Annotated in this window: 22 protein-coding genes, 4 tRNA genes and 1 riboswitch; of the genes, 13 read left to right on the top strand and 13 right to left on the bottom strand. The window is 70.2% G+C overall.

What is annotated here, in order from left to right; all coding sequences use genetic code 11:
* The first annotated feature begins 39 nt into the window (after positions 1-39).
* Entirely contained in the window at positions 40-1128 is a 1089-nt protein-coding gene (locus QM728_RS02730) for an S-(hydroxymethyl)mycothiol dehydrogenase (protein WP_415030515.1), read from the top strand.
* Complete coding sequence (locus QM728_RS02725) at positions 1128-1754, top strand: MBL fold metallo-hydrolase (RefSeq protein WP_415030514.1); 627 nt, start codon at positions 1128-1130, stop codon at positions 1752-1754. Before QM728_RS02730 ends, QM728_RS02725 begins: the two co-directional genes overlap by 1 nt.
* On the opposite strand, the gene QM728_RS02720 is transcribed toward QM728_RS02725, so the two are convergent.
* Positions 1738-3129, bottom strand: coding sequence for an MFS transporter (locus tag QM728_RS02720; RefSeq protein ID WP_415030513.1), 1392 nt, complete (start codon positions 3127-3129; stop codon positions 1738-1740). The genes QM728_RS02725 and QM728_RS02720 overlap by 17 nt on opposite strands.
* 204 nt (positions 3130-3333) lie before the next feature.
* On the opposite strand from QM728_RS02720, the gene QM728_RS02715 reads away from it, so the two are divergent.
* Positions 3334-5064 (top strand): DUF3556 domain-containing protein, encoded by a 1731-nt coding sequence (locus QM728_RS02715; RefSeq protein WP_415030512.1) that lies wholly within the window; start codon positions 3334-3336, stop codon positions 5062-5064.
* A 4-nt stretch (positions 5065-5068) separates the two neighbouring features.
* Here QM728_RS02715 and QM728_RS02710 read toward each other — a convergent pair whose 3' ends face one another.
* From QM728_RS02710 to QM728_RS02685, 6 genes are all read right to left on the bottom strand, one after another.
* Positions 5069-5842 (bottom strand): 3-oxoacyl-ACP reductase, encoded by a 774-nt coding sequence (locus QM728_RS02710; protein WP_415030511.1) that lies wholly within the window; start codon positions 5840-5842, stop codon positions 5069-5071.
* Between the two features lie 38 nt (positions 5843-5880).
* A riboswitch (TPP riboswitch) is annotated at positions 5881-5972 on the bottom strand.
* A 156-nt stretch (positions 5973-6128) separates the two neighbouring features.
* Positions 6129-6205 (bottom strand) — tRNA-Phe (locus QM728_RS02705).
* 32 nt (positions 6206-6237) lie between these two features.
* A tRNA-Asp gene (locus tag QM728_RS02700) sits at positions 6238-6311 on the bottom strand.
* Between the two features lie 27 nt (positions 6312-6338).
* A tRNA-Glu gene (locus QM728_RS02695) sits at positions 6339-6411 on the bottom strand.
* Between the two features lie 101 nt (positions 6412-6512).
* Positions 6513-7067 carry a hypothetical protein gene (locus tag QM728_RS02690; RefSeq protein ID WP_415030510.1) on the bottom strand — a complete coding sequence of 185 codons (555 nt, stop codon included), beginning with the start codon at positions 7065-7067 and terminating at the stop codon, positions 6513-6515.
* Between the two features lies 1 nt (position 7068).
* Positions 7069-7141 (bottom strand) — tRNA-Lys (locus QM728_RS02685).
* Positions 7142-7184: 43 nt separating this feature from the next.
* On the opposite strand from QM728_RS02685, the gene QM728_RS02680 reads away from it, so the two are divergent.
* Together QM728_RS02680 and QM728_RS02675 are read left to right on the top strand one after the other, a co-directional pair.
* Entirely contained in the window at positions 7185-7778 is a 594-nt protein-coding gene (locus QM728_RS02680; protein ID WP_415030509.1) for a Type 1 glutamine amidotransferase-like domain-containing protein, read from the top strand.
* Between the two features lie 19 nt (positions 7779-7797).
* A complete protein-coding gene (locus QM728_RS02675; RefSeq protein ID WP_415030508.1) occupies positions 7798-8706 on the top strand; it encodes an alpha/beta fold hydrolase in 909 nt (302 codons plus the stop codon).
* Between the two features lies 1 nt (position 8707).
* Here QM728_RS02675 and QM728_RS02670 read toward each other — a convergent pair whose 3' ends face one another.
* From QM728_RS02670 to QM728_RS02655, 4 genes are all read right to left on the bottom strand, one after another.
* Positions 8708-9652 (bottom strand): CopD family protein, encoded by a 945-nt coding sequence (locus QM728_RS02670; protein ID WP_415030507.1) that lies wholly within the window; start codon positions 9650-9652, stop codon positions 8708-8710.
* Positions 9630-10166: a copper resistance CopC family protein gene (locus tag QM728_RS02665; RefSeq protein WP_415030506.1), complete on the bottom strand. Its 537-nt coding sequence runs from the start codon at positions 10164-10166 to the stop codon at positions 9630-9632. Before QM728_RS02665 ends, QM728_RS02670 begins: the two co-directional genes overlap by 23 nt.
* Positions 10159-10794 (bottom strand): DUF1775 domain-containing protein, encoded by a 636-nt coding sequence (locus QM728_RS02660; protein WP_415030505.1) that lies wholly within the window; start codon positions 10792-10794, stop codon positions 10159-10161. The genes QM728_RS02665 and QM728_RS02660 overlap by 8 nt, the downstream gene beginning before the upstream one ends.
* Positions 10795-10870: 76 nt before the next feature.
* Entirely contained in the window at positions 10871-11377 is a 507-nt protein-coding gene (locus tag QM728_RS02655; RefSeq protein WP_415030504.1) for a YtxH domain-containing protein, read from the bottom strand.
* A gap of 49 nt (positions 11378-11426) precedes the next feature.
* Between QM728_RS02655 and QM728_RS02650 the strand changes: the two genes are divergently transcribed.
* The 6 genes from QM728_RS02650 (at position 11427) to phoU (ending at position 19212) form a co-directional block, all read left to right on the top strand.
* Positions 11427-13424 (top strand): NAD(+) synthase, encoded by a 1998-nt coding sequence (locus tag QM728_RS02650; RefSeq protein WP_415030503.1) that lies wholly within the window; start codon positions 11427-11429, stop codon positions 13422-13424.
* A gap of 30 nt (positions 13425-13454) precedes the next feature.
* Positions 13455-13979 (top strand): nuclear transport factor 2 family protein, encoded by a 525-nt coding sequence (locus QM728_RS02645; RefSeq protein ID WP_415030502.1) that lies wholly within the window; start codon positions 13455-13457, stop codon positions 13977-13979.
* A gap of 164 nt (positions 13980-14143) precedes the next feature.
* Positions 14144-15145 (top strand): acyl-ACP desaturase, encoded by a 1002-nt coding sequence (locus QM728_RS02640; RefSeq protein ID WP_415030501.1) that lies wholly within the window; start codon positions 14144-14146, stop codon positions 15143-15145.
* A gap of 23 nt (positions 15146-15168) precedes the next feature.
* On the top strand, positions 15169-16287 hold the full coding sequence (dusB, locus tag QM728_RS02635) for a tRNA dihydrouridine synthase DusB (RefSeq protein ID WP_415032820.1): 1119 nt from the start codon (positions 15169-15171) through the stop codon (positions 16285-16287).
* 129 nt (positions 16288-16416) lie between these two features.
* Positions 16417-18486 carry an LCP family protein gene (locus QM728_RS02630; RefSeq protein WP_415030500.1) on the top strand — a complete coding sequence of 690 codons (2070 nt, stop codon included), beginning with the start codon at positions 16417-16419 and terminating at the stop codon, positions 18484-18486.
* Positions 18487-18531: 45 nt separating this feature from the next.
* A complete protein-coding gene (gene phoU, locus QM728_RS02625) occupies positions 18532-19212 on the top strand; it encodes a phosphate signaling complex protein PhoU (RefSeq protein ID WP_415030499.1) in 681 nt (226 codons plus the stop codon).
* A gap of 4 nt (positions 19213-19216) precedes the next feature.
* Here the strand turns inward: phoU and mshD are convergent, their stop codons facing one another.
* A complete protein-coding gene (gene mshD, locus QM728_RS02620) occupies positions 19217-20122 on the bottom strand; it encodes a mycothiol synthase (RefSeq protein ID WP_415030498.1) in 906 nt (301 codons plus the stop codon).
* Positions 20123-20146: 24 nt separating this feature from the next.
* Positions 20147-20905 carry a winged helix-turn-helix domain-containing protein gene (locus tag QM728_RS02615; protein WP_415030497.1) on the bottom strand — a complete coding sequence of 253 codons (759 nt, stop codon included), beginning with the start codon at positions 20903-20905 and terminating at the stop codon, positions 20147-20149.
* Positions 20906-21095: 190 nt separating this feature from the next.
* Here QM728_RS02615 and QM728_RS02610 point away from each other — a divergent pair, with 190 nt between their 5' ends.
* Both QM728_RS02610 and QM728_RS02605 read left to right on the top strand, forming a co-directional pair.
* On the top strand, positions 21096-21932 hold the full coding sequence (locus tag QM728_RS02610; protein WP_415030496.1) for a DUF2993 domain-containing protein: 837 nt from the start codon (positions 21096-21098) through the stop codon (positions 21930-21932).
* 305 nt (positions 21933-22237) lie between these two features.
* Positions 22238-23077 (top strand): sulfurtransferase, encoded by an 840-nt coding sequence (locus QM728_RS02605; RefSeq protein ID WP_415030495.1) that lies wholly within the window; start codon positions 22238-22240, stop codon positions 23075-23077.

Here is a 23077-nt window from a genome sequence, read left to right as displayed (position 1 = left end):
TTCAGGTCTAGCACCTGGACAGGTGTCTAGTCTGGACGTATGTCGCACACAGTCAAAGGTGTCATCGCCCGCAGCAAGCAAGCCCCGACCGAGGTCGTCGACGTCGTCATCCCCGATCCGGGACCGCGGGACGTCGTCGTCGGGATCAAGGCCTGCGGGGTCTGCCACACCGACCTCGCCTACCGCGAGGGCGGGATCAACGACGAATACCCGTTCCTGCTCGGCCACGAGGCCGCCGGCATCGTCGAGGAGGTCGGGTCGGACGTGCACCACGTCGAGGTCGGCGATTTCGTCGTCCTCAACTGGCGGGCGGTGTGCGGCGATTGCCGCGCGTGCAAGCGAGGGCGCCCGTGGTACTGCTTCGACACCTTCAACGCCAGCAAGCCGATGACGCTGACCGACGGCACCGAACTCACCCCGGCGCTCGGCATCGGCGCGTTCGCCGAGAAGACCCTCATCCATGAACTGCAGTGCACCAAGGTCAACCCCGAGACCGACCCCGCCGTCGCCGGGCTGCTCGGCTGCGGCGTGATGGCCGGGCTGGGCGCGGCGATGAACACCGGCGGCGTCGGCCGCGGCGACTCGGTCGCCGTCATCGGCTGCGGCGGGGTCGGCGACGCGGCCATCGCGGGCGCCAAGCTCGCGGGCGCGTCGACGATCATCGCCATCGACCGCGACCCGGCCAAGCTCGAGTGGGCGCGCGAGCTCGGCGCCACGCACACCATCGACGGCTCCAAGGTCGACGACGTGGTGACCGCGGTCCAGGACCTCACCGACGGCAACGGCGCCGACGTCGTGATCGACGCGGTGGGCCGGCCGGAGACCTACAAGCAGGCGTTCTACGCCCGCGACCTCGCCGGCGTCGTCGTCCTCGTGGGCGTCCCCACCCCGGAGATGAAACTCGAGATGCCGCTCGTCGACTTCTTCTCCCACGGCGGTGCGCTCAAGTCGTCGTGGTACGGCGACTGCCTGCCCGAGCGCGACTTCCCGATGCTCATCGACCTGTACGAACAGGGCCGGTTGCCGCTGGACAAGTTCGTCACCGAGAAGGTCGGCATCGACGACGTCGAGGCGGCGTTCTCGGCCATGGCGGCCGGCAAGGTGCTGCGCTCGGTGGTGGTGCTCTGATGGCGCCGCGCATCGACCACGTCGTCACCTCGGGCACCTTCAGCCTCGACGGCGGCACCTGGGACGTCGACAACAACATCTGGATCGTCGGCGACGACGACGAGTGCGTCATCATCGACGCCGCGCACACCGCCGACCCGATCCTCGAGGCCGTCGGCGACCGCTCGGTCAAGGCGATCGTGTTGACCCACGGCCACAACGACCACGTCACCGTCGCGCCCGAGCTGGCGGCGAAGACCGGCGCACCGATCCTGCTGCACCCCGGCGACGACATGCTGTGGGAGCAGACCCACCCCGGCGTCGGGCACGACGACCTCGCCGACGGCCAGGAGATCACCGTCGGCGGCACGGTGCTGCAGGTCATCAACACCCCGGGGCACTCCCCCGGCTCGTCGGTCCTCTACGCGCCCGAGCTGGGCGTGCTGTTCGCCGGCGACACCCTGTTCGCCGGCGGTCCCGGCGCGACCGGCCGCAGCTTCTCCAGTTTCGACGACATCATCGACTCGATCACCGACAAGCTGCTGTCACTCCCGCCGGAGACCGTCGTGCACACCGGCCACGGCGACTCGACGACCATCGGCGACGAGGCCCCCCAACGCGTGGAGTGGATCAAGCGCGGGCACTGACCGGCACACCGGGCACCGCGTCGGGATCGGCCCGCACCGCCTCCGGGTTGGTCTCCGGCAGCACGTAGGCGCAGACGACGGTGATCAGCGCCATCGCGCCGAGGTACACCGAGACCCCCGTGGTGGACGCCGTGCGGGCGATGATCCAGGTCATGATCAGCGGCGCCATTCCGGAGACCGCGACCGCGGCCAGCTGGTAGGCCAGCGACGCCCCCGAGTACCGGATCCGCGGGGAGAACAGCTCGGCCATGAACGCGGCGACCGGGCCGTAGGTGATGGACTGTCCGATCGTCGAGACGAAGATGGCGACGAACAGCAGCGGGATCCGCGTCGAGTTGATGAGCCAGAAGAACGGGAAGGCCCACACCACCAGGATGGCCGACCCGAGCAATACCAGCGGGCGTCGGCCGATGCGGTCCGACAGCGCGCCGGATGCCGCGATCACCGCCGGCATCACGAGGGCGACGACGAGCACGCAGGTCAGGATGTCCTCCTTGTTCATGCCCAGTCCGCCCTTGTCGGGCGATTCGCTGCCGTAGCTCAGCAGGCCCGCGGTGGCCAGGTAGAACGCGGCGTTGGTGCCGGCCATGAGCCCGGCGGCCAGCACGATCTTGCGCCAGTGTCCGCGCACGGCTTCGACCAGCGGCGCCTGGGCGACCTGCTCGGCATTGGCGTTCTTCGCGGCGACCTCGCGCTGCAGGGCGAGGAACTCGGGCGAGTCCTCCACCTTCTTGTGGATGTAGATGACCAGCGGGACCAGCGCCGCACTCGCCCAGAAGGGCACCCGCCAGCCCCAACTCTGGAAGGCCGCGTCGTCGAGCACGGCGACCATCACGATCATGACCAGGTTGCCCAGCAACAAGCCCAGGGGCACCCCCATCAAGCCGAAGGTGCCGGCGAAGCCGCGGCGCTTGGGCCCGATCGACTCGGTCAACAGCAGCACCACCCCGCCCCACTGCCCACCGCAGGCGAGGCCCTGGATGAACCGGAGCGCGACGAGCATCAGCGGCGCGGCCCAGGCGAGCGTGCCGGTCGCCTTGCCGTCGGCGCCGACGGGCACCGCGGGCAGACAGCCGATGAGGAAGGTGGCCGCACCCATCGCGATCAGGCACCAGACGAGCATCGGCTTGCGGCCGATCTTGTCGCCGTAGTGGCCGGCGAGGATGCCGCCGAGTGGGCGGGCGATGAACCCGACGGCCAGTGTGCCGAAGGCGTAGATGGTGCCGTCGAGCTTCTCCGCACCGGGGAAGAAGACGGTGCCGAACACCATCGCGGCCGCGGTGCCGTAGACGAAGAAGTCGTACCACTCGATCGAGCTGGCGACGAGCCCCGCCGTGAGCAGCTTGGCGTGGGACTTCTGACTTTCCTGACTCACCTGTCAGCCTTTCGGTCGCGAATCTTGCGACGACCGTAAGGGCGGGTGCGACGAGCCGCGCCGCGTTGGCCAAAGTCTGTTCCGCGGCTGAACAGCGGGCGCCACCGGTCGGTGCGGCGAAACATTGACAAACCGGACGCGATGCGCCACCTGGCCTGAGCAGAATCTAGAACAGGTTCTACCCATGGGTGTTAGCGTCCGACCATGGGGTTCCTGAAGCAAGACGCACCGACGGTCGACGACTTCGAAGCCTGGAGCAAGGGCACCAGATCGGAGAAGATCGTGCCGATGGCCCGGCACTGGGCCGAGGTCGGCTTCGGCACGCCGGTGGTCCTGCACCTGTTCTACGTGGTCAAGATCCTGGCGTACGCCGGCCTCGGCCTCCTCCTGACCGCGCTGACGACGCCCGGGCTGGGCGGACTCGGCCAGATCGGCGACTGGTGGACCGAGCCGATCGTCCTGGAGAAGGTCGTCCTCTTCACCATGCTGTTCGAGGTGGTGGGCCTGGGGTGCGGCTTCGGCCCGCTCAACAACCGCTTCTTCCCGCCGATGGGCTCGATCCTGTACTGGCTGCGCCCGCGCACGATCCGTCTCCCGCCCTGGCCCGGTCGGGTGCCGCTCACCGCAGGCGATACCCGCACCTGGCTCGACGTCGCGGCATACGCGGGCCTGCTCGTGATGCTGGTGGTCGCCCTGTGCTCCGGCGGGACGGGCCCGGTCGACGGGCTCGACACCACGGTCGGGATCCTCCCGACGTGGCAGATCGCCGTCGTCGTCGGCCTGCTCGCGGCCTGCGGTTTGCGGGACAAGTCGATCTTCCTGGGCGCCCGCGGCGAGGTGTACGGCTCGCTGGCGGTGGCGTTCCTGCTCTCCGGCGCCGACATCCTCGTCGCGGCGAAGCTCGTGTTCCTGATGATTTGGATCGGCGCGGCCGTCTCGAAGCTGAACCGCCACTTCCCCTTCGTCATCTCCACGATGATGTCCAACAACCCGGTACTGCGGCCCAAGTGGCTCAAGCGGAAGTTCTTCACCGACTTCCCGACCGACCTGACGCCGAGCAGCCTCTCCCGCGCGGTCGCCCACGTGGCGACGGCGATCGAGTTGCTCGTCCCGATCGTGTTGTTCTTCAGCCACGGCGGCTGGCCGACGACCATCGCCGCGACGATCATGGTCTGCTTCCACCTCGGGATCCTCGCGTCGATCCCGATGGGCGTTCCACTCGAGTGGAACGTCTTCATGATCTTCGGGGTCCTGTTCCTGTTCGTCGGGCACGCCGACGTCGGCCTGCGCGACATGCACAGCCCGTGGCCGTTGCTCCTGTTCGCGGTGCTCGCGACGGTCGTCGCCGTCGGGAACCTCGCGCCGCGCAAGGTGTCGTTCCTGCCGGGCATGCGCTACTACGCCGGCAATTGGGACACCTCGCTCTGGTGCATCAAGCCGTCGGCGTCGGCGAAGATCGACGAACACGTCGTGGCGATCGCCAGCATGCCCGCCGCGCAGATGGAGCGGTACTACGGCAGCCCGGAGACGGCGGCGCTGTACCTGTACATGGGCTACGCGTTCCGCTCCTTCAACACGCACGGCCGCGCGATGTTCACCCTCGCCCACCGCGCCATGGCCGGCGAGAACGAGGCCGACTACGTGCTCACCGACGGCGAGCGCATCACCAGCACAGCGATCGGCTGGAACTTCGGCGACGGCCACATGTGCAACGAGCAGCTCATCGCGGCGCTGCAGGAGCGCTGCGGATTCGAACCCGGCGAGGTCCGCGTCGTCCTGCTGGACGCGCAGCCGATCCAGAGCCAGACGCAGCGCTACCGCCTCGTCGACGCGGCCACCGGCGAGTTCGAGCACGGCTACGTCCGTGTCGCCGACATGGCGACCAGTCAGCCGTGGGACGACGCCATCCCGGTCCACGTCGGCGAGGAGCCGTAGCGCGTCAGCCCTTGACCAGCCCGCCGTCGACGATCAGGTTCTGCCCGGTCACCCCGCGCGCCCACGGTGAGGCGAAGAACAGCACCGCGTCGGCGAGCTGCTCGGGGGTGGTGACCGCGCGTAGCGGGGTGGCCGCGCCGATGGCGTCGAAGACCGCCTCCGGGGTCGCGGCGGAGGCGTCGGTGGTGCGCAGCAGGCCGCCGGAGACCATGTTGACGGTGATGCCCTCGGGCCCGAGGTCGTCGGCGAAGGTGCGGGTCAGCGAGAGCAGCGCCGCCTTGGCCGCGGTGTAGTCGTGGTACGGCACGACCGGGTTCTGGAACAGGTTGGTGCCGACGTTGATGATGCGGCCGAAGCCCGCCTCGGCCATGCCGGCGCGGGTGGCCTGGATGACGTTGAGCGGCCCCTGCAACGATCCCTCGAACTGTGCGGCGAAGTCCTGGTAGGCGATGTCGGCGGCCTTGGCGCGCGCATCCCCGTTGAAGGCGAAGTCGATCAGCGCATTGTTCACGACGGTGGTCACCGGTCCGCCGAACTCCTCGCGCGCGGCGGCGACGAGGGCGTCGACGGCGCCGCGGTCGCGGACGTCGGCCGGCACCGCGAGCGCGCGGTCGGGCGAGGAGGCGGCGAGAGCTTCGGCGGCGTCCTTCGACGAGTGGTAGTCGATGACGACGCGGGCGCCCTCGCGCAGGAAGGCCTTGGTGATCGCGGCGCCGAGGCCGCGAGCGCCGCCGGTGACGACGACGATCTGGTCGTGGAGTGCGAGTGCTTCGGTCATGGTGTGCCTCTCGGTCGAGGCGAAGGCAGACCCGGCGCGCCGCCGGGTGTGGACATCCCTTCGCCAGTGCTAGCTGGATCAGGTTCGACGGGTCTCATCTCAGCCGTGTGCGGCACCCCGTGTCACTGCGCCCATCCCATCACCCGGACCGAGCGGACACAAGCGTGGCGCACGACCCCGCTCGAGCCTTGCGCCGAGGTTTTGTGCCGCTCCGTGGTCACAAACCTCGGCATAAGCCGTCATGAGCCGAAACGACGAAAGCCCACCGCGGTGGGTGGGCTTTGCGTGGTGGCCAGGGCCGGGATCGAACCGGCGACCTTCCGCTTTTCAGGCGGACGCTCGTACCAACTGAGCTACCTGGCCAGACGGTGCCGGCTCTCGACCGAAACCTTGAGCGACCCTGACGGGACTTGAACCCGCGACCTCCGCCGTGACAGGGCGGCGCGCTAACCAACTGCGCCACAGGGCCTGGTGCTAGAAGCTTCCGCTTCATGCGTACCCCCTACGGGATTCGAACCCGCGCTACCGCCTTGAAAGGGCGGCGTCCTAGGCCGCTAGACGAAGGGGGCCGGTGTTCTCCGTGGGGAGCCGGATCAGCTTATGCCACGCGCTCTCGCAAACACAAATCCGTTGCGACGGCGGTGATCGCCGACACCGGAGCGACGTTTTTCTACCGCTGGACGACGCCGCCGACGATCTTGAACGACCCGCGCGAGGTCTGACAGGTCAGCGTCGCGCGCTTGTACGCGGTGCAGGTGATGCCGACGACGTCGATGGTGTGATTCGGCATCAGGCGCTTGGCCTTGAAGCCCTTCTGATCGTCGTCGAGCTTGACCCGCTTCACGCCGGTGCCGCCGAGCTGGATGCCGTCGTACTTCGACTTCGACGTCGACGTCTCGCCGCTCTGCTCATCAGACTTCTCGTCGGCGTCGGCCGCCGATTTGTTCTTGGCCGCACAGCGCACGACGTAGCCGCGGCCGACCGGGTAGATGCCGCACACGTTCTTCTTCGACGCCGAGTAGCGCCAGCGGAAGTTGCCGTGTCCGCCGTCGGTCGCGTATTTGCTGGAGTCGACGACGACGGTGTTGCCGCCGGGGCCCTGGTTCTGGTCGAGGAACGGGATCGCGTGCGACGTCGCCGGCGCAGCGAGCAGCGCACCGAAGGCGAGCGCACTCACCGCGACGGAAATGCCGCCGCGCAGGGCAAAGGGCTGTCCAATATTCATGTGCCCCCCGTCGGGCTCGAACCGACGACCCATGGATTAAAAGTCCACTGCTCTACCAACTGAGCTAGAGGGGCGAGACGCAGATTACCCGATCCGGGCCCGACCTATAGTCGGGCTATGCGCCTGCTCCTCACGTCCTTCGGCCACGAATCGATCCCCGACTTCGTCTCCGGCACCATCGCCTACGTGCCCGACGCCGCGCGACGCTACGGTGACGCCGAGTTCGTCCAGATCGAGCGGAACGAGCTGCGCGGGCACGGTCTCGAACTCGTCGACCTCCCGTTGGCGTCGACCCCGACGGCGCAGGTCGACGAGATCCTCGCGGCCGTCGACGGCGTCTACGTCGCGGGCGGCGAGACCTTCGACCTGCTCCACGTCCTGCGCTCGACGGGTACCGACGAGATCCTGTCCCGCCACGTCCGCGCCGGCCTGCACTACATCGGCTGTAGCGCCGGGTCGATCATCGCCGGCCCGACGATCGAGCCGTGCAGCCTGCTCGACGATCCGGCGGTCGCTCCCGACCTGGTCGACTACACCGGCCTCGGCTTCACCGACGTCGTCGTCATCCCGCACGCCGCCGGAAATCTGCCGCCCTACCCGATCGACCTGTACGCCGAAACCGTTCGCACGTACGGCGGGCAACACAGGCTCGTGCTCCTGCGCGACGGCGAGGCCCTCCTCGTCGACGACTCCGACATTCGACTGGTGTGATCTGTGTCATGCTCGACCCGTGGTTTTCGAGATTGACCGCCCCAAGCTGGAGGGCTCGATCGCCGTGGGCGACGGGCGACGGCTCGGCTTCGCCCAGTTCGGCAAGCTGACCGCGCGACCGTACTTCTGGCTGCACGGCACACCGGGCGCCCGCCGCCAGATCCCGCCGGAGGCGCGCCAGCTCGCCGTCGACCACGAGCTCTGCATCATCGGCCTCGACCGGCCCGGCGTCGGCTCGTCGACCGCGCACCGCTACGAGAACGTCCTGGCGTTCGCCGACGACCTGCTGGCCGTCGCCGGCGCGCTCGACATCGAGGACTTCGGCGTGATCGGCCTCTCCGGCGGCGGCCCCTACAGCCTCGCCACCGCCTATGCGGCACCCGATCGCGTCAAGGTCGTCGGCATCATGGGCGGCGTCGCACCGGCGGCCGGACCGGAGGCGATCGGCGGCGGCGCCGTCGAGCTGGCCAAGCTGACCGCCCCGATCCTCCGCGTCGCCGGCGCCCCCATCGGCAAGGTCGTGAGTTCGGCGCTGTCGGTGGCCCGCCCGGTCGCCGAGCCCGCCATCAACCTGTACGGGCGCCTGTCCCCCAAGGGCGACCGCGAGCTCCTCGCCCGTCCGGAGTTCCGCGCCATGTTCCTCGACGACCTGCTGCACGGCGGTTCGCGCCGGATGGAGGCGCCGTTCGCCGACGCCATCGTGTTCGCCAAGGACTGGGGCTTCCGCGTCGCCGAGATCGACACGCCCGTCCGCTGGTGGCACGGCGACAAGGACCACATCATCCCGTTCCGCCACGGCGAGCACATGGTCGCGCTGCTGCCCAACGCCAAACTCTTCGAGATGCCCGACGAGTCGCACCTCGGCGGACTCGGCTTCGCCCGCGTCATCCTGACCGAGCTCAACTCGGCGTGGGACGAGGGCCGCTGACCTACCCGGGCGGCGCGGTACCGGCCAATCCGGCCGCCAGGCCGAGCGCGACGGCCATGAGGACGACTTCGACGGCGGCCCGCTTGACCGAGTCCTCGGCGCTGCCGCGATGCCGCTCGACTACCGGCACCCACCGTCGACGGTGCCACGCGGCCAGCGCGATCAGCCCGATGAGCGCGAGCGCCTTCGCCACGACGACCCGCCCGTAGCCGCTCGACCACAACACCGAGACGCCGGCCGCGCCGAACACGTCGAGCGTGATCGCGGCGGCGACGACTCCACTCACGGCCAGCGCGGCCACGGCCCACAGCGCCCAGTCGGAGAAGCGCGGCAGCGCCCGCGCCCAGCCCGCTCGACCGCGGACCGACAGACCGAGCGCCATCAAGGTGCCGCACCACCATGCGGCGGCAACGGCGTGCACCCCGACCACGATGGGCGCCAGCGCGTGCGCGCCGGCGTGGCCGCCCACCGCGCCGGCGACCAGCCCCAGGCCCGCGAGCCCGGCCACCACGACGGGTGCGCCATCGACCCGGCCGACCAGCGTCGCCGCCGCCCACACCGCGACGCCGCTCGCACACGCCACGGCGATCAGGGCGCCGGGCCGGGCCGACCAGGCCGCGAGGAAGTCGTCGACCGGCACGGCCGCCGCGGCGCGCCCCGATTGGTCGGCGACGGACAGCCAGACGGCCACGACCTCGCCCGCCAACCACACCGCCGCGCTCGCCCCGATCAACCGGACCGACGCGTCGGCGCCCAGCGGAGCAAGCGACCCCAGGCCGACGAGCAGGACGGCGGCACCTAGGGCGAGGGCACGCGCCCACACCGACGGCGCCGGCCCCGCCGCACCCGTCAGGGCGACGACGAGGCCGACGCCGGCAAGGAACGCGGCCACCACGATTGGGCCGGCCAGGCGCCGCAGGCGATCAGCGGCGTCGCGCTGCGCCACTCGAACCGTTCCGCGTGACACGGGCGACCGCGACGGCGGCCAACAGCAGGAGCACCCCGGCGCCGACCAACCACGGCCACACCGGCATGCCGCCGGCCGGATCGGTGGCCGCCGCACCCGGCGTACCGGTGCCCGCCGCGGTGAGTCGGAACGTCCGCTGGCCGCTGACCGGGTGGCCGTCGGCGGAGGTGACGCGGAAGTTCACCCGGTACACCCCGGCCGGCCCCAGCGGGCGCAGCGGAATCCGCAGCACCTTGCCGTCGACGACCGGGTCCCCGGCATGCCAGAAGTGCTGATCCGGCCCGACGACGCTCGCCGAGGCGAACTGCGACTGCAGCGGCTCGTTGTAGGTGATCTCCACCGCGGCGGGGCCCTGCGCGAGCGCGGCGCCGTCGGGCGGGTTGATCGACACCACCCGCGAGTGGGCGTCGGCGATGCCGCTGCCGACGGCCCCGCCGCCCAGGAGGACGGCGAGGACGATCAGCAGACGGCCGAGCAGGCTTGTCTTACGCATCTGATGGGGTCACCTTTCGAGTGCGGCCCGCGACGCCGAAACCGAGGCCGAGGACACCGGCGAGCAGTCCGAGACCGCCGAGCCAGCGCGCGGTGCGGTCCGTGCCCGAAGCCGACGACTCCGCCGCGTTGATCACCGGCGAGGGCTTCTCCGGCTCGGCACCGTCGGGCCCGGGCGCCTGATCCCACGCGACGGTCTCCCCGTCAGCGTAGATCTGCGTCGCGGGCAGTTTCACCTCACCCGTGAACGGGCCGCCGGCGACGCTGAAGTCGGCGAACTCGCCGACGGGGACGCCCGGGGTGCCGGGGTTGGCGGTCCACCGGATCTCGGTGACGCCGCCCTCGGCGTTCTTGGTGACGTGGGCGGCCCAGCCGGCCTTGCCCTCGGGCGACAGGTGCTTGACCCCGGGGAACGCCACCTTCAACTCGGTGGTGGGCGCGGTCTCCGATTCGTTGGGCACCATGAAGGTGATGACGCCGTAGCCCGACGGGCCGAAGCCGGCGGTGCGCGCGACGACGTGGGCGTCGGCCAGGCCGGCCCCAAGAATCGGTGCCAGCCCGAGGACGGCGGCGGCCGACAACGCGGCGGTGGTGCGGGCGAAACGGGCAGAGGTGTGCGGGTACTTCATTGTTCTTCTCCTGAAAGTCGCGTGAGTGCCCCGCCCGACGATGGCGTCGGGCGGGTGTTGATCGAAATGCGGACGATCAGGAGCGGGGCGGCGCGCGCGGGGCGGCGCGGGCAGCGCCGATCGCCACGAGTGGACGCCAGCGGAGCACCGGCGCGGGCCGCAGCCGGGGCGCGGCGAGGTACGGACCGGTGGCCAGCGCCTCGATCGCGGCGGTCAGGACCGCGTACACGTGCGCGACGGCCACGAGCAGCGCCGCGCTGAGCGGGATGGCGACCGCGTGCCAGGCAATCATCGTCGCCGACGGGCCTGCGTGAGCGGCGGGCAGCTCGCCGACGGATGCGGCCGGGTGCCCGACCACCTGTCCGACGAGCAGGAGCAGTGCGATTCGCGCCGGCGGGATGCGACGCTCGCGCGGACTGCCGACCAACGCCGCCAGCACCAGGCCCGCAGCCGCGGTGAGGAGGACTCCCGCCGATCCCGGCAGCATCCCGGCGGCTGCGCCGTGGGCGGTGAGCGCCAAGGTGGGCACCGCCACGGCGACGCCCACCCGCAGGGCGGGCAGACCGGTCGGCGCGGCGGACATGGACCCAGCATCGCACACCACCGCCGACCAGCACCGCTACGCTCGTCGTGTGAGCAGCAAACGCACGGCGAAGGCGAAGGACTCGGCGGCCGACCACGGATTCGTCCGGGTCAGCGCCGCCGTGCCCGTCGTCGCGCTGGCCGATCCGGCGGCGAACGCCGAGCGCACCGTCGCGCTCCTCAAGGCGGCCGCCCGCGACGGGGCTGCGGTCATCGCCTTCCCCGAGCTCGGCCTCACCGGCTACAGCGTCGACGACCTCGTTCAGCAGGACGCCCTGCTCGATGCCGCCCTGACCGCGCTCGACGAGGTCCGCAAGGCCACCGCCGGGTTGGCGTCGCTCGTCTGCGTCGGCGTCCCGCTGCGCGTCGGCGACGGCCTGTTCAACACCGCCGCCGTGCTGCACGACGGCGAGATCCTCGGCGTCGTGCCGAAGTCGTACCTTCCCAACTACCGGGAGTTCTACGAGCAGCGCGTCTTCGCCGCCGCCCGGACCAGCCCCGTCGACGAGGTGACCGTGCTCGGCGCGACGGTGCCGTTCGGCTCGGACCTGCTGTTCGAGGCCACCGATGTGCCCGGTCTGACCGTGCACGTCGAGATCTGTGAGGACGGGTGGGTGCCCATCCCGCCGTCGACGTGGGCGGCCCTGGGCGGCGCGACCGTGCTGGTGAACCTGTCCGGCTCGCCGGTCACCGTCGGCAAAGAGGCCTACCGGCGCGAACTCTCCACGGCGACGTCGGCGCGCAACATCGCCGCCCACGTCTACGTCGCCTCCGGCTACGGCGAGTCGACGACCGACCTCGCCTGGGACGGCGACGCGCTCATCACCGAGAACGGCTCCCTGCTCGCGCGCAGCACACCCTTCGCCACCGAGGACCAGACCATCACCGCGGACGTCGACCTGGACCGGCTGCGCCAGGAGCGCGCCCGGATGACGAGCCTGCGCGACCAGGTCGGCGACTACGCCGAGGCGCTGCGCGACCTGCGCCGCATCCCGGTGGCGCTCGGCAAGCTCCCGGCCACCGGCGACCTGCGCCGCACGGTGCCCGCCTTCCCCTTCGTTCCGCCGCCGGGCGCCGACCGCGACGAGCGCTGTCGCGAAGTGGGCAACATCCAGGTACAGGGCCTTACCCAGCGACTGCGCGCCACCGGCATCGAGAAGATCGTCATCGGCGTCTCCGGCGGCCTGGACTCGACTCTGGCGCTGCTGGTGGCCGTCGACGCCTTCGACCGCCTCGGCCTGCCGCGCACCAACATCCTCGCGTACACGATGCCCGGTTTCGCGACCGGAACGGCGACGCGCAGCCGCGCGCTGGACTTGATGGGCTCGCTCGGCGTCTCCGGCAGCGAGATCGACATCCGCCCGGCCTGCCGGCAGATGCTCGCCGACCTCGACCACCCGGTCGCCGCCGGCGAGGAGGTCTACGACACGACCTTCGAGAACGTCCAGGCCGGCCAGCGGACGTCGCTGCTGTTCCGCCTGGCCAACGAGCACCGCGCGCTCGTGCTGGGCACCGGCGACCTGTCCGAACTCGCCCTCGGCTGGTGCACCTACGGCGTCGGCGACCAGATGTCGCACTACAACGTCAACGGCTCGGTCCCCAAGACGCTCATCAAGCACCTCATCCGCTGGATGATCGACACCGAGGAATACGACGCCACGACCGCCGAGGTCCTGCGGGCGGTCCTCGACGACGTCATCTCCCCCGAGCTGGTCCCGCCGGGCCCCGGCGGGGCGATCCAGAGCACCGAGGACGCCGTCGGCCCGTACGAGCTGCACGACTTCTTCCTCTACCACCTCACGCGCTACGGCTTCCGCCCGCGCAAGGTCGCCTACCTGGCGCGCCAGGCGTGGGGCGAGAAGTACGACGACGCGACGATCACCAAGTGGCTGACCGTCTTCCTGAAGCGGTTCATGGCCAACCAGTTCAAGCGCACCGCGATGCCGAACGGCCCGAAGGTCGGTTCGGGCGGCTCGCTGTCGCCGCGCGGCGACTGGCGCTCGCCGTCGGACGCCTCCGCGGCACCCTGGCTCGACGACCTGGGCTAGCGCGGCGCGGCGCATGGCTACGATTCAGCCATGACCCCCAAAAAGGACACCCGGTTCAGCGCCGACGAACTCGACGCCGCCTTCAAAGCCCACCACGCCGCCATCGCCGAGGTCGCCGAGTCCCGCGACTGGGACCGCTGGGCCGACCTCTACACCGAGGACGTCGACTACATCGAGCACGCCGTCGGCACGATGAAGGGCCGCGAGCAGGTCCGCAAGTGGATCAACAAGCAGATGCACTCGTTCCCCGGCACCCACATGACCGGCTACCCGTCGCTGTGGCACGTCATCGACCCGACGACCGCCCGCGTGATCTGCGAGGTCGACAACCCGATGCGCGACCCGGGTGACGGGACACACATCACCGCGACGAACATCACGATCCTGACGTATGCCGGAGACGGCCTGTGGAGCCGCGCCGAGGACGTCTACAACCCCCTGCTGTTCGGCCAGGCCGCCATGAAGTGGTGCGAGAAGGCCGTTGAACTGGGCACTATCGACGAATCGGCGCAGAAGTGGATGGACACCTACGGGCAGATGTTCGCCTCGCGCTGACCCCCGCATCGGCCCGCGCCGCCGCGTCACACGAGCCCCACCCGTGCGCCGATACGGCGCGCGGAGGACTTGGGTCGACGGTGGTAGTGCCGTACGCTGGGCATTGAATACTTGTCCGGGCCCGTTCCCGGTCGACCCCTAGCGCATTTTCGGAGGTTCAGAATATGTCCCGCACGCTGACGCAGCTGGAGCTGCTGCAGGAACTGGCCCCGGTCGCCGAGGACAACGTCAACCGGCACCTCAAGCAGGCCCGCGACTGGAACCCCCACGACTACATCCCGTGGGACGAGGGCCAGGACTACGCGCCCCTCGGCGGCTCCGACTACGACCCGGAGCAGTCCGAGCTGAACGAGGTCGCCAAGGCCGCGATGATCACCAACCTGCTCACCGAGGACAACCTGCCCTCGTACCACCGCGTGATCGCCGACAACTTCTCGATGGACTCCGCGTGGGGCCACTGGGTCGGTCGCTGGACCGCCGAGGAGAACCGCCACGGCATCGTGATGCGCGACTACCTGGTCGTCACCCGCGGCGTGGACCCGGTCGCCCTCGAAGAGGCCCGCATGATCCACATGACCAACGGCTACGACCCGGTGCTGGTCGCCGCCGACCGCATGGAGGACCTGGTCAACGAGTACGGCGACGCCGACGAGATCGGCCTGCTGCACTCGGTCGCCTACGTGACCTTCCAGGAGCTGGCCACCCGCGTGAGCCACCGCAACACCGGCAAGGCCTGCGACGACCCGATCGCTGACCGCATGCTCCAGCGCATCGCGGCCGACGAGAACCTGCACATGGTCTTCTACCGCAACATCTGCGGCGCCGGCATGGACCTGTCGCCGGACCAGACGCTGCGCGCGGTGACCGACATCGTCACCAACTTCCAGATGCCCGGCGCCGGGATGCCCAACTTCCGCCGCCACGGCGTGCTGATGGCCAAGCACGGCATCTACGACCTGCGCCAGCACCTCGACGAGGTCGTCATGCCGGTCCTGCGCAAGTGGGACGTCTTCGGCCGCACCGACTTCGGTCCGGAGGGCGAGAAGACCCGCGAGGAGCTCGCCACCTTCCTCGAGCAGCTGGACAAGGACGCCGCCCGCTTCGAGGAGATGCGCGACCGCGCACTGGCCCGCGAGGCCGCCAAGGCTGCGAAGCAGGCCTCCTGACCAGCGTCACCGAACAACCCACCCTGCGGATCGGCCCCTTCGGGGTCGATCCGCCGGTGGTTTTGGCCCCGATGGCGGGCGTGACCAACCGCGCCTACCGCCGCCTGTGCCGCGAGTTCGGCAGCTCGACGTCGATCTACGTGTGCGAGATGATCACCGCCCGCGCGATCGTCGAGCGCAACCCCAAGACGCTGAGCATGATCAGCTTCGACGACGACGAGTCGCCGCGCTCGATGCAGCTGTACGGCGTCGACCCGGTGAACCTCGGCGAAGCCGTGCGGATCGTCGCCGGTGAGGGCCGCGCCGACCACATCGACCTCAACCTGGGCTGCCCGGTGCCCAAGGTGACCAAGCTCGGCGGCGGCGCCGCCCTCCCCTACAAGCGGGGGCTGCTCGCGCGCATCCTGGGCGCCATGGTGGACGCCGCAACGCCCTACGGCGTCCCGGTGACGGTCAAGTTCCGCAAGGGCATCGACGACGAGCACCTGACCTTCCTCGACACCGGCCGCATCGCCGAGGACGCCGGCTGCGCGGCCGTCGCCCTGCACGCCCGCACCGCGGCGCAACGCTATTCGGGCGAGGCCGATTGGAACTCGATCGGCGAGCTCAAGCAGGCGGTGACCACCATCCCGGTGCTGGGCAACGGCGACATCTTCAGCGCCGACGACGCCGTGGCGATGATGGCGCAGACCGACTGCGACGGCGTCGTCATCGGCCGCGGCTGCCTGGGCCGCCCCTGGTTGTTCGCCGAGTTGGACGCCGCGCTGCGCGGCGAGCCGCTCCCCACGCCGCCGACCCTCGGCGAAGTCGCGGCGATCATCCACCGGCACGCCGTCCTGCTGGCCGAGCACCACGGCGAGGACCGGGGACTGCGCGACCTGCGCAAACACATGGCCTGGTACCTGATGGGCTTTCCCGTCGGCGGCGACCTGCGCCGCGGCTTCGCGTCGGTCTCGACCGTCGACGAGGTCGACGACCTGCTCGCCCAACTCGATCCCGATGTCCCGTTCCCCGACGCCGCGGCCGGCCCGCGCGGCCGCCAGGGCTCGCCGGGCAAGGTGTCGCTGCCGTACGGCTGGCTCGACGACCCCGAGGACACCGCCGTGCCGCGCGCGGCCGACGTAATGCACTCGGGCGGATGACCGATAACACCACTGTGACGGGCCGCTTTGGTTTGCATCACAGTCCCACGGCGGCACGGGAAGCTCTCAGGTGCCGCCGGTACCATGGACAGCCGGTATGTGCTTTTCCGAACCGAAGGACCTTTCTAGGTGAGTAACCAGCGACCACCGGGCGACGACGCCGGCGGCCCGAAGCGCGGCAGTGGCCGTCGCCGGGCCCCCGACGGCGCTCCCACCGGCGGCTGGACCACTCCCGGCGGTCCCGCCGGTGCCACCCCGCCGACCGGCCCCGGCCGCGGCGCGGGCAACCCCGGAATCCTGCGCGAGCCCGCCGACCGTGATCGGTTCGTGCGCGGCCGCTCGCGGCTGACCGTCCGCGAACTGATGGCCCAGATGGACGCCACGCCGCGTCCGCAGGCCCCGCCGCCGCGCCCCGCGCAGCCCTGGCTCGACCAAAGCCAGCCCGTCTACCGCAAGGTCGACGACGGCGACGGTCCGATCTCCGACGAGGTCACCCAGCGCATCCCGGTGGTCCGCCGCCGCACGCCGGACACCCCCGTCGACCTCGGCTCGACCGCCACCCACCGCCGGGTCCGCACCGAATCGCGGCACCAGGCGCTGCAGAAGACTCCCGACCCCGTCGAGCTGGCGACCAAGCGCGGTCGCAAGGACCTCACTCGCCAAGAGCTGCTGCGCCGCGACGGCAAGGTGGCCGGTCGCGTGGTCGCCGCCGCGGCCTGCGTGATGGCGCTCGTCGGCACCGGCGTCACCTGGGCGGTCAACGGGTCGGTCAACGGGTCGTGGCGCAACATCCAGGCGCTGGACCACGAAGACAAGAACATCAAGGAAAAGAAGCAGCAGTACGGCGACGAGAACTATCTGATCGTCGGCTCGGACACCCGCGTCGGCAAGAACGGACTCTTCGGCGCCGGTACCGACGAGATGATCGACACCGTCCGCGCGGACACGATCATCCTGGTCAACATCCCCGCCAACCGCAGCCGCGTCGTCGCCGTCTCCTTCCCGCGCGACCTGGCGGTCACCCGCCCCGACTGCGAGGGCTACAACAGCAAGACCGGCAAGTACTCCGGCATGACCGTGTACTCCGAGGACAACGTCAAGCTGAACTCGGTCTACGGCTCGTGCGGCCCGGCCGGCCTGGTGAAGACGATCACCAAGATCAGCGGTCTGCACATCAACCACTTCGTCGGCATGGACTTCGTGACGTTCCGCAAGATCGTCGACGTCGTCGGCGGCGTGTACGTCTGCTCGACCACCCCGCTCTACGACTACGAGATCGGCACCGTCCTGCCGAAGGCGGGCCGCCAGCGCCTCAACGGCCGCAAGGCGCTCAAGTACGTCCGCGCCCGCATGGTGTCGACCGAGACCAACGGCGACTACGGCCGCATCCACCGCCAGCAGCTGTTCATGTCGTCGCTGCTGCGCTCGACGCTCTCGCGCAATGTGCTGTCGAACCCGGCCAAGCTGAACCGCGTCGCCCGCACGTTCACGCGCAACGCCCTCGTCGACAACGTCGACACGCAGTCGCTGCTCGACCTGGCCGACTCGATGCGCGGCATCGACGCCGGCCGCGTGACCTTCGTGACCATCCCGACCTCCGGCACCAGCGAGGACGGGCAGAACAACGAGATCATGCGCGACGAAGACACCCAGGCGCTCTTCAACGCGATCATCACCGACCAGCCGCTGCCGGGCGAGAAGCCCAAGCCGAAGCCGACCAAGACCGACGACAAGGGCGGCGCCCCCGGCGCACCGGCCGATCCCTCGACCCCGCCGACGGTGGGCGCACAGGCCGTGACGCCGTCGAAGGTCGCCGTCCGCATCCTCAACGGCACCGACAAGGCCGGCCTCGCCGGCAAGGCCAGCGAGCAGATGACGCCGAAGGGCTTCGAGATCCGCGGTGTCGCCGACGCGACCCAGCAGATGGACAAGACGGTCGTGCGTTACGGCCCAGGTCAGCGGGACGCCGCCGCGACGGTCGCCAAGCTGTTCCCCGGCGCCACGATCCAGGCCGACAAGACGGTCAAGGCGGGTGTCGAGGTAGTCCTCGGCGCCGACTACAAGCGCGCGCCGCGGCTCAAGGCGACGCCGAAGGCCGGCACGCCGATCACCGTGAACCAGCTGCCGCCGCGCAAGATCGCCGCGAACCTGCCCAGCGACCTCGCCGTCACCAACGCCGGCGACGCGACCTGCAACTAGCCCTGCCAACAGCGAAAACGCCGTCGGCACCAGTAGGCTGGTCCCATGCGTAAGCGGTCGGGCAAGACCAGCGCGTACCAGGAACAGGTGGCCGCGCTCAACGGAATCCTCGGCGAGATGTGCGATCTCGCCGGGCAGGCCATGGATCTGGCCACGCGGGCACTCCTGCAGGCCGACCTGCCGGTGGCCGAACAGGTCATCACCGACCACGACCGGATGACCGACCTGTCCGCCAAGGCCGAGAAGCAGGCCTTCGCCCTTCTCGCCCAGCAGGCACCCAAGCCCGCGGACCTGCGCGCCACCGTCACCGGGTTCCAGATCGTCGCCGACGTCGACCGCATGGGCGCCCTCGCCCTCCACGTCGCCAAGGTCGCCCGCCGCCGACACCCGAACAAGGCCCTGCCCGAAGAGGTCAACGGCTACTTCGCCGAGATGGGCCGCCTGGCGGTCAAACTCGCCCACAGCGCCCGCGAGGTCCTCGAGTCACAGGACCCGCAGGACGCGCTGAAGCTCGAGGAGGACGACGACGCGATGGACGACCTCCACCGCCACCTGTTCTCCGTCCTGATGGACCGCGAGTGGAAGCACGGCGTCGCCGCCGCGGTCGATGTGACGCTGCTGGGCCGCTACTACGAGCGCTTCGCCGACCACGCCGTGCTGATCGGCCGCCGCGTCGTCTTCCAGACCACGGGCATGACGCCGCAGCAGTTGATCGAGACCACCTAGCCGATCAGCGCGGCCCGTACGCGACGTCGGCGCGGTAGCGGGTGAAGCCCAGGTTCTCGTAGGTGTGCAGGGCCGCGGTGTTGTCGCCCTCGACGTAGAGGTTCACCGTCGGCACCCGGTGCGCCAAGTGCTGCAGTCCGGCCAACGTGAGCAGTCGGCCCAGCCCCCGGCCCTGCGCGGCGGGATCGACGCCGACGATGTAGACCTCGCCCAACGCCGGGCCGTGCACCTTCGTCCAGTGGAAGCCCAGCAGCGTCTCGGGCCGCCCGGCGTCGAAGGCGAGGAACAGCCCCGCCGGGTCGAACCAGTCGGCACCGGTGCGCTCGCCGATCTGCGCGGCGGTCCAGCCGCCCTGCTCGGGATGCCAGTCGAAGGCGGCATTGTTCACCCGAAGGATCTCGGCGTCGTCACCGTGGCCCGCGTAGGTGCGCAGGACGATGTCGTCGCGGGTGGGCAACGCCGGCAGCGGGTTCGCCGGCCCGACGTCGCGGCGCAGCTGCAGCAGTTCACGGCGCGGCACCAGCCCGAGTCGTTCGGCCATCGCCTGCGCGGCCGGCAGGTCCCCGTGGGCCCAGACGCGCGACTCGTCGCCCGCCGCGGCCAACGCCTGGCGCGCCAACGCGGTGCCGATGCCCCGGCGACGCGCGTCGGGCGCGACGACCAGCTCGACCATGGCGGGCTCGCCGTCGCGGCCGGGCAGGATCGAGGCGTAGCCGACGGTCGCGTTCCCCCGGCGGGCGAGGACGTGAGTCACCGCCGGACTGGCCGCGCCGAGCGCGGCAACGGGGGCTTCCCCGAGGGCTTCGACACCGTCGGCCTGCTGCGCGGCGACCAGCATGGCGCGGATGGCCCGCTGCTCGTCGGCCGCCAAGGAGGCGTGGAGTTCGATCGCGGGGGCCGCGTCGGTCATCGCCCGGCCTCCCGTCGTCTGCCGCTAGGTCGCGGCGGTCTCGCTCTCCTCGTCGAGTATGTCATCGGTGACCACCGCATCCTCACCGGTGTCGGCCTCGCCGTCGGCGCTCTGGCCGCGGGCCGGGCGCACCGCCTTGTAGCCGACGTTGCGGACCGTGCCGATCAGCGCCTCGTGCTCGGAGCCGAGTTTGGCGCGCAGTCGTCGGATGTGGACGTCGACGGTGCGGGTGCCGCCGAAGTAGTCGTAGCCCCACACCTCGTGCAGGAGTTGCGCGCGGGTGAAGACGCGGCCGACGTGGGCGACCAGGTACTTGAGGAGTTCGAACTCCTTGTAGGTCAGGTCCATCGGCTTGCCGCGCAGGCGGGCCGTGTAGGTCTCCTCGTCGATGGTCACGGCACCGAGGGTCAGTTTCGTGCTGCCCTCCTCCGGCCGTTGGCTCACCCGTCGCGCGGTCAGCATCCGCAGGCGTGCGTCGAGTTCGGCGGGGCCGATGTCGGCGAGCAGGAAGTCGTCGAGGTTCCATTCCGCGTTGACGGCGATGAGCCCGCCCTCGGTGAGGACAGCAACGACCGGGACGGTCGCGGTGCTCGCGATCAGGCGGCAGAGGTTGCGGGCGGCGGCCAGATCGGCGCGGGCGTCGACGAGCACGGCCTCGGCGGATTCGGTGTTGAGCAGTGCCGAAACATCGGCCGGGGCATGGCGCACGTTGTGGGCCAGCAGGGCCAAGGAGGGCAGGACCGAGCCGGGGTCGGGGTGGGAGGTCAGGAGCAAGAGGTCCATCGCAACTCCGCTTCTGCGTCGGATTGATCGGGCGTCGTCGGAAGACGCCCACTGACGACGGCGGCAGCGGGATTCAGGTGTAAGAATAACGCTGATGACACCCGCAGTTCACATCGATGACTCGCCGAGTCGGCCGCGTCGGGCCGTGATCTCGGTGATTGCGCTGGTCACAGCACTAATCGTCGGTTTCGTGACGGTGGACACCGTGCGGGCCGGTCGCAGCGAGCACCGCCTGGCGACCGCACTGGAAACGTCGCCGCGCGTCGCTTCCGAACCGGAGGTCACCCTCGGCGGATTCCCCTACTTCCGCCACGCCCAAGACGGCCGGTTCCCCGGTCTGACCATCACCGCCCGCGGCATCCGGGCGGCGGGCCCGCCCGACCTGCGCGGAGTGCCGACGACCTGCGACACCACGCCCTGCTGGGCCGAGCTGGGCGTCCGCGCCGACGAGGTGCGCGGTCTCGCCGACTGGCGCAGCCGGGCACCGCTCACGATGCGGCGCGTGACGGCGTCCGCGAAGCTGGACTCGGTGAACCTCGGGCGCATGCTCGACATCACCGACCTCTCGGTGAACACCCCGGCCCCGGCCGATCGCGCCGGCGGCGGCGGTCCCGGCGACGGGCTGCTGGAACGGTCGTCGGGCGTGCTGCTCACCGGCACGGTCACCGTGCCCCCGATGCGGCCGAACCCGCGCACCGACGGCTTGTACCCGCCGTCGGCGAAGGACCGGTTCATCGTGAAGCCCGATACCGGCCAACCGGTGCGCGTGAGCGTGGTCGTCGACCTGTCCGTCGTCGACGGGCAGTTGAACATCGCGGCGACCGACTTCTACCGTGGCCCCGAGGAGCACGCCCGCGGCGAGGTGCCGCCGGAAATCCGGCAGGCCGTGCTGCAGCGTTTCAGCGGGCGCGTGCCGTACCCGCGACTGCCGTGGGGCGTCGTGCCGACGATCGCGAACAGTGCCGGCAGCGACGTTCTGATCAGCGGAAAGGCCGCTGTGCTGACGGCCACACCGGACCAGTTCTGACGATTGCGGCCCGCTGTTGTATGGTCGTGGCATGCAAACAGGCCGAGAGCTGATGCTCACCCGCCGCTACGCGATCGACTTCTGTCGTTTCGCGGCCTGTTGCTGTCGCTAGACGGTGGTCGCCCCCGCGCCTCCACCTGACGATGGCGGCAGCGGATTCTTCTAGGCATCTCGTGTTCCCCACTTGCCCGTGAAATCGGGCAGTCCTGACACGGCCGTCATCACCCCCGCGGAACCTCGTGTTCCACCCCCGGAACCGTCCGGTTCCACGCCCCCACCGATTTTCACTGTGAAAGGGATTCACCATGGCACGCAACGACGTCCTGGTCAGCGCCGATTGGGCTGAGCAGAACCTGAACACCGACAAGGTCGTCTTCGTCGAGGTCGACGAGGACACCAGCGCCTACGACACCGGGCACATCCCCGGCGCCGTCAAGCTCGACTGGAAGACCGACCTGCAGGACCCGGTCCGCCGCGACTTCGTCAACCAGGAGCAGTTCGGCAAGCTCCTGTCCGAGCGCGGTATCGCCAACGACGACACCGTCGTCCTCTACGGCGGCAACAACAACTGGTTCGCGGCCTACGCGTACTGGTACTTCAAGCTGTACGGCCACCAGGACGTGAAGCTGCTCGACGGCGGTCGCAAGAAGTGGGAGCTCGACGGTCGCCCGCTGAGCACCGACGCCGTCAGCCGCCCGGCGACGAACTACGTCGCGCAGAACCCCGACAACTCGATCCGCGCCTTCCGCGACGAGGTCGTCGAGGCGATCGGCGCCAAGAACCTGGTCGACGTCCGCAGCCCCGACGAGTTCAGCGGCAAGATCCTCGCGCCGGCCCACCTCCCGCAGGAGCAGAGCCAGCGCCCCGGCCACATCCCCGGCGCCATCAACGTGCCGTGGAGCAAGGCCGCCAACGAGGACGGCACCTTCAAGAGCGACGACGAACTCGCCGAGCTCTACAAGGAGGCCGGTCTGGACGGCAAGAAGGAGACCATCGCCTACTGCCGCATCGGTGAGCGCTCGAGCCACACCTGGTTCGTGCTGCAGGAGCTCCTCGGCCACGACAACGTCAAGAACTACGACGGCAGCTGGACCGAGTACGGCTCGCTGGTCGGCGTGCCGGTCGAGCTGGGAGAGGGCAAGTAA

This window comes from Gordonia sp. (in: high G+C Gram-positive bacteria) (assembly GCF_047602025.1).
In the GTDB taxonomy this organism is placed as follows: Bacteria; Actinomycetota; Actinomycetes; order Mycobacteriales; family Mycobacteriaceae; genus Gordonia.
The sequence above is the reverse complement of the archived record's forward strand: the minus strand, read 5'-3'. Positions and strand labels throughout refer to the sequence as shown.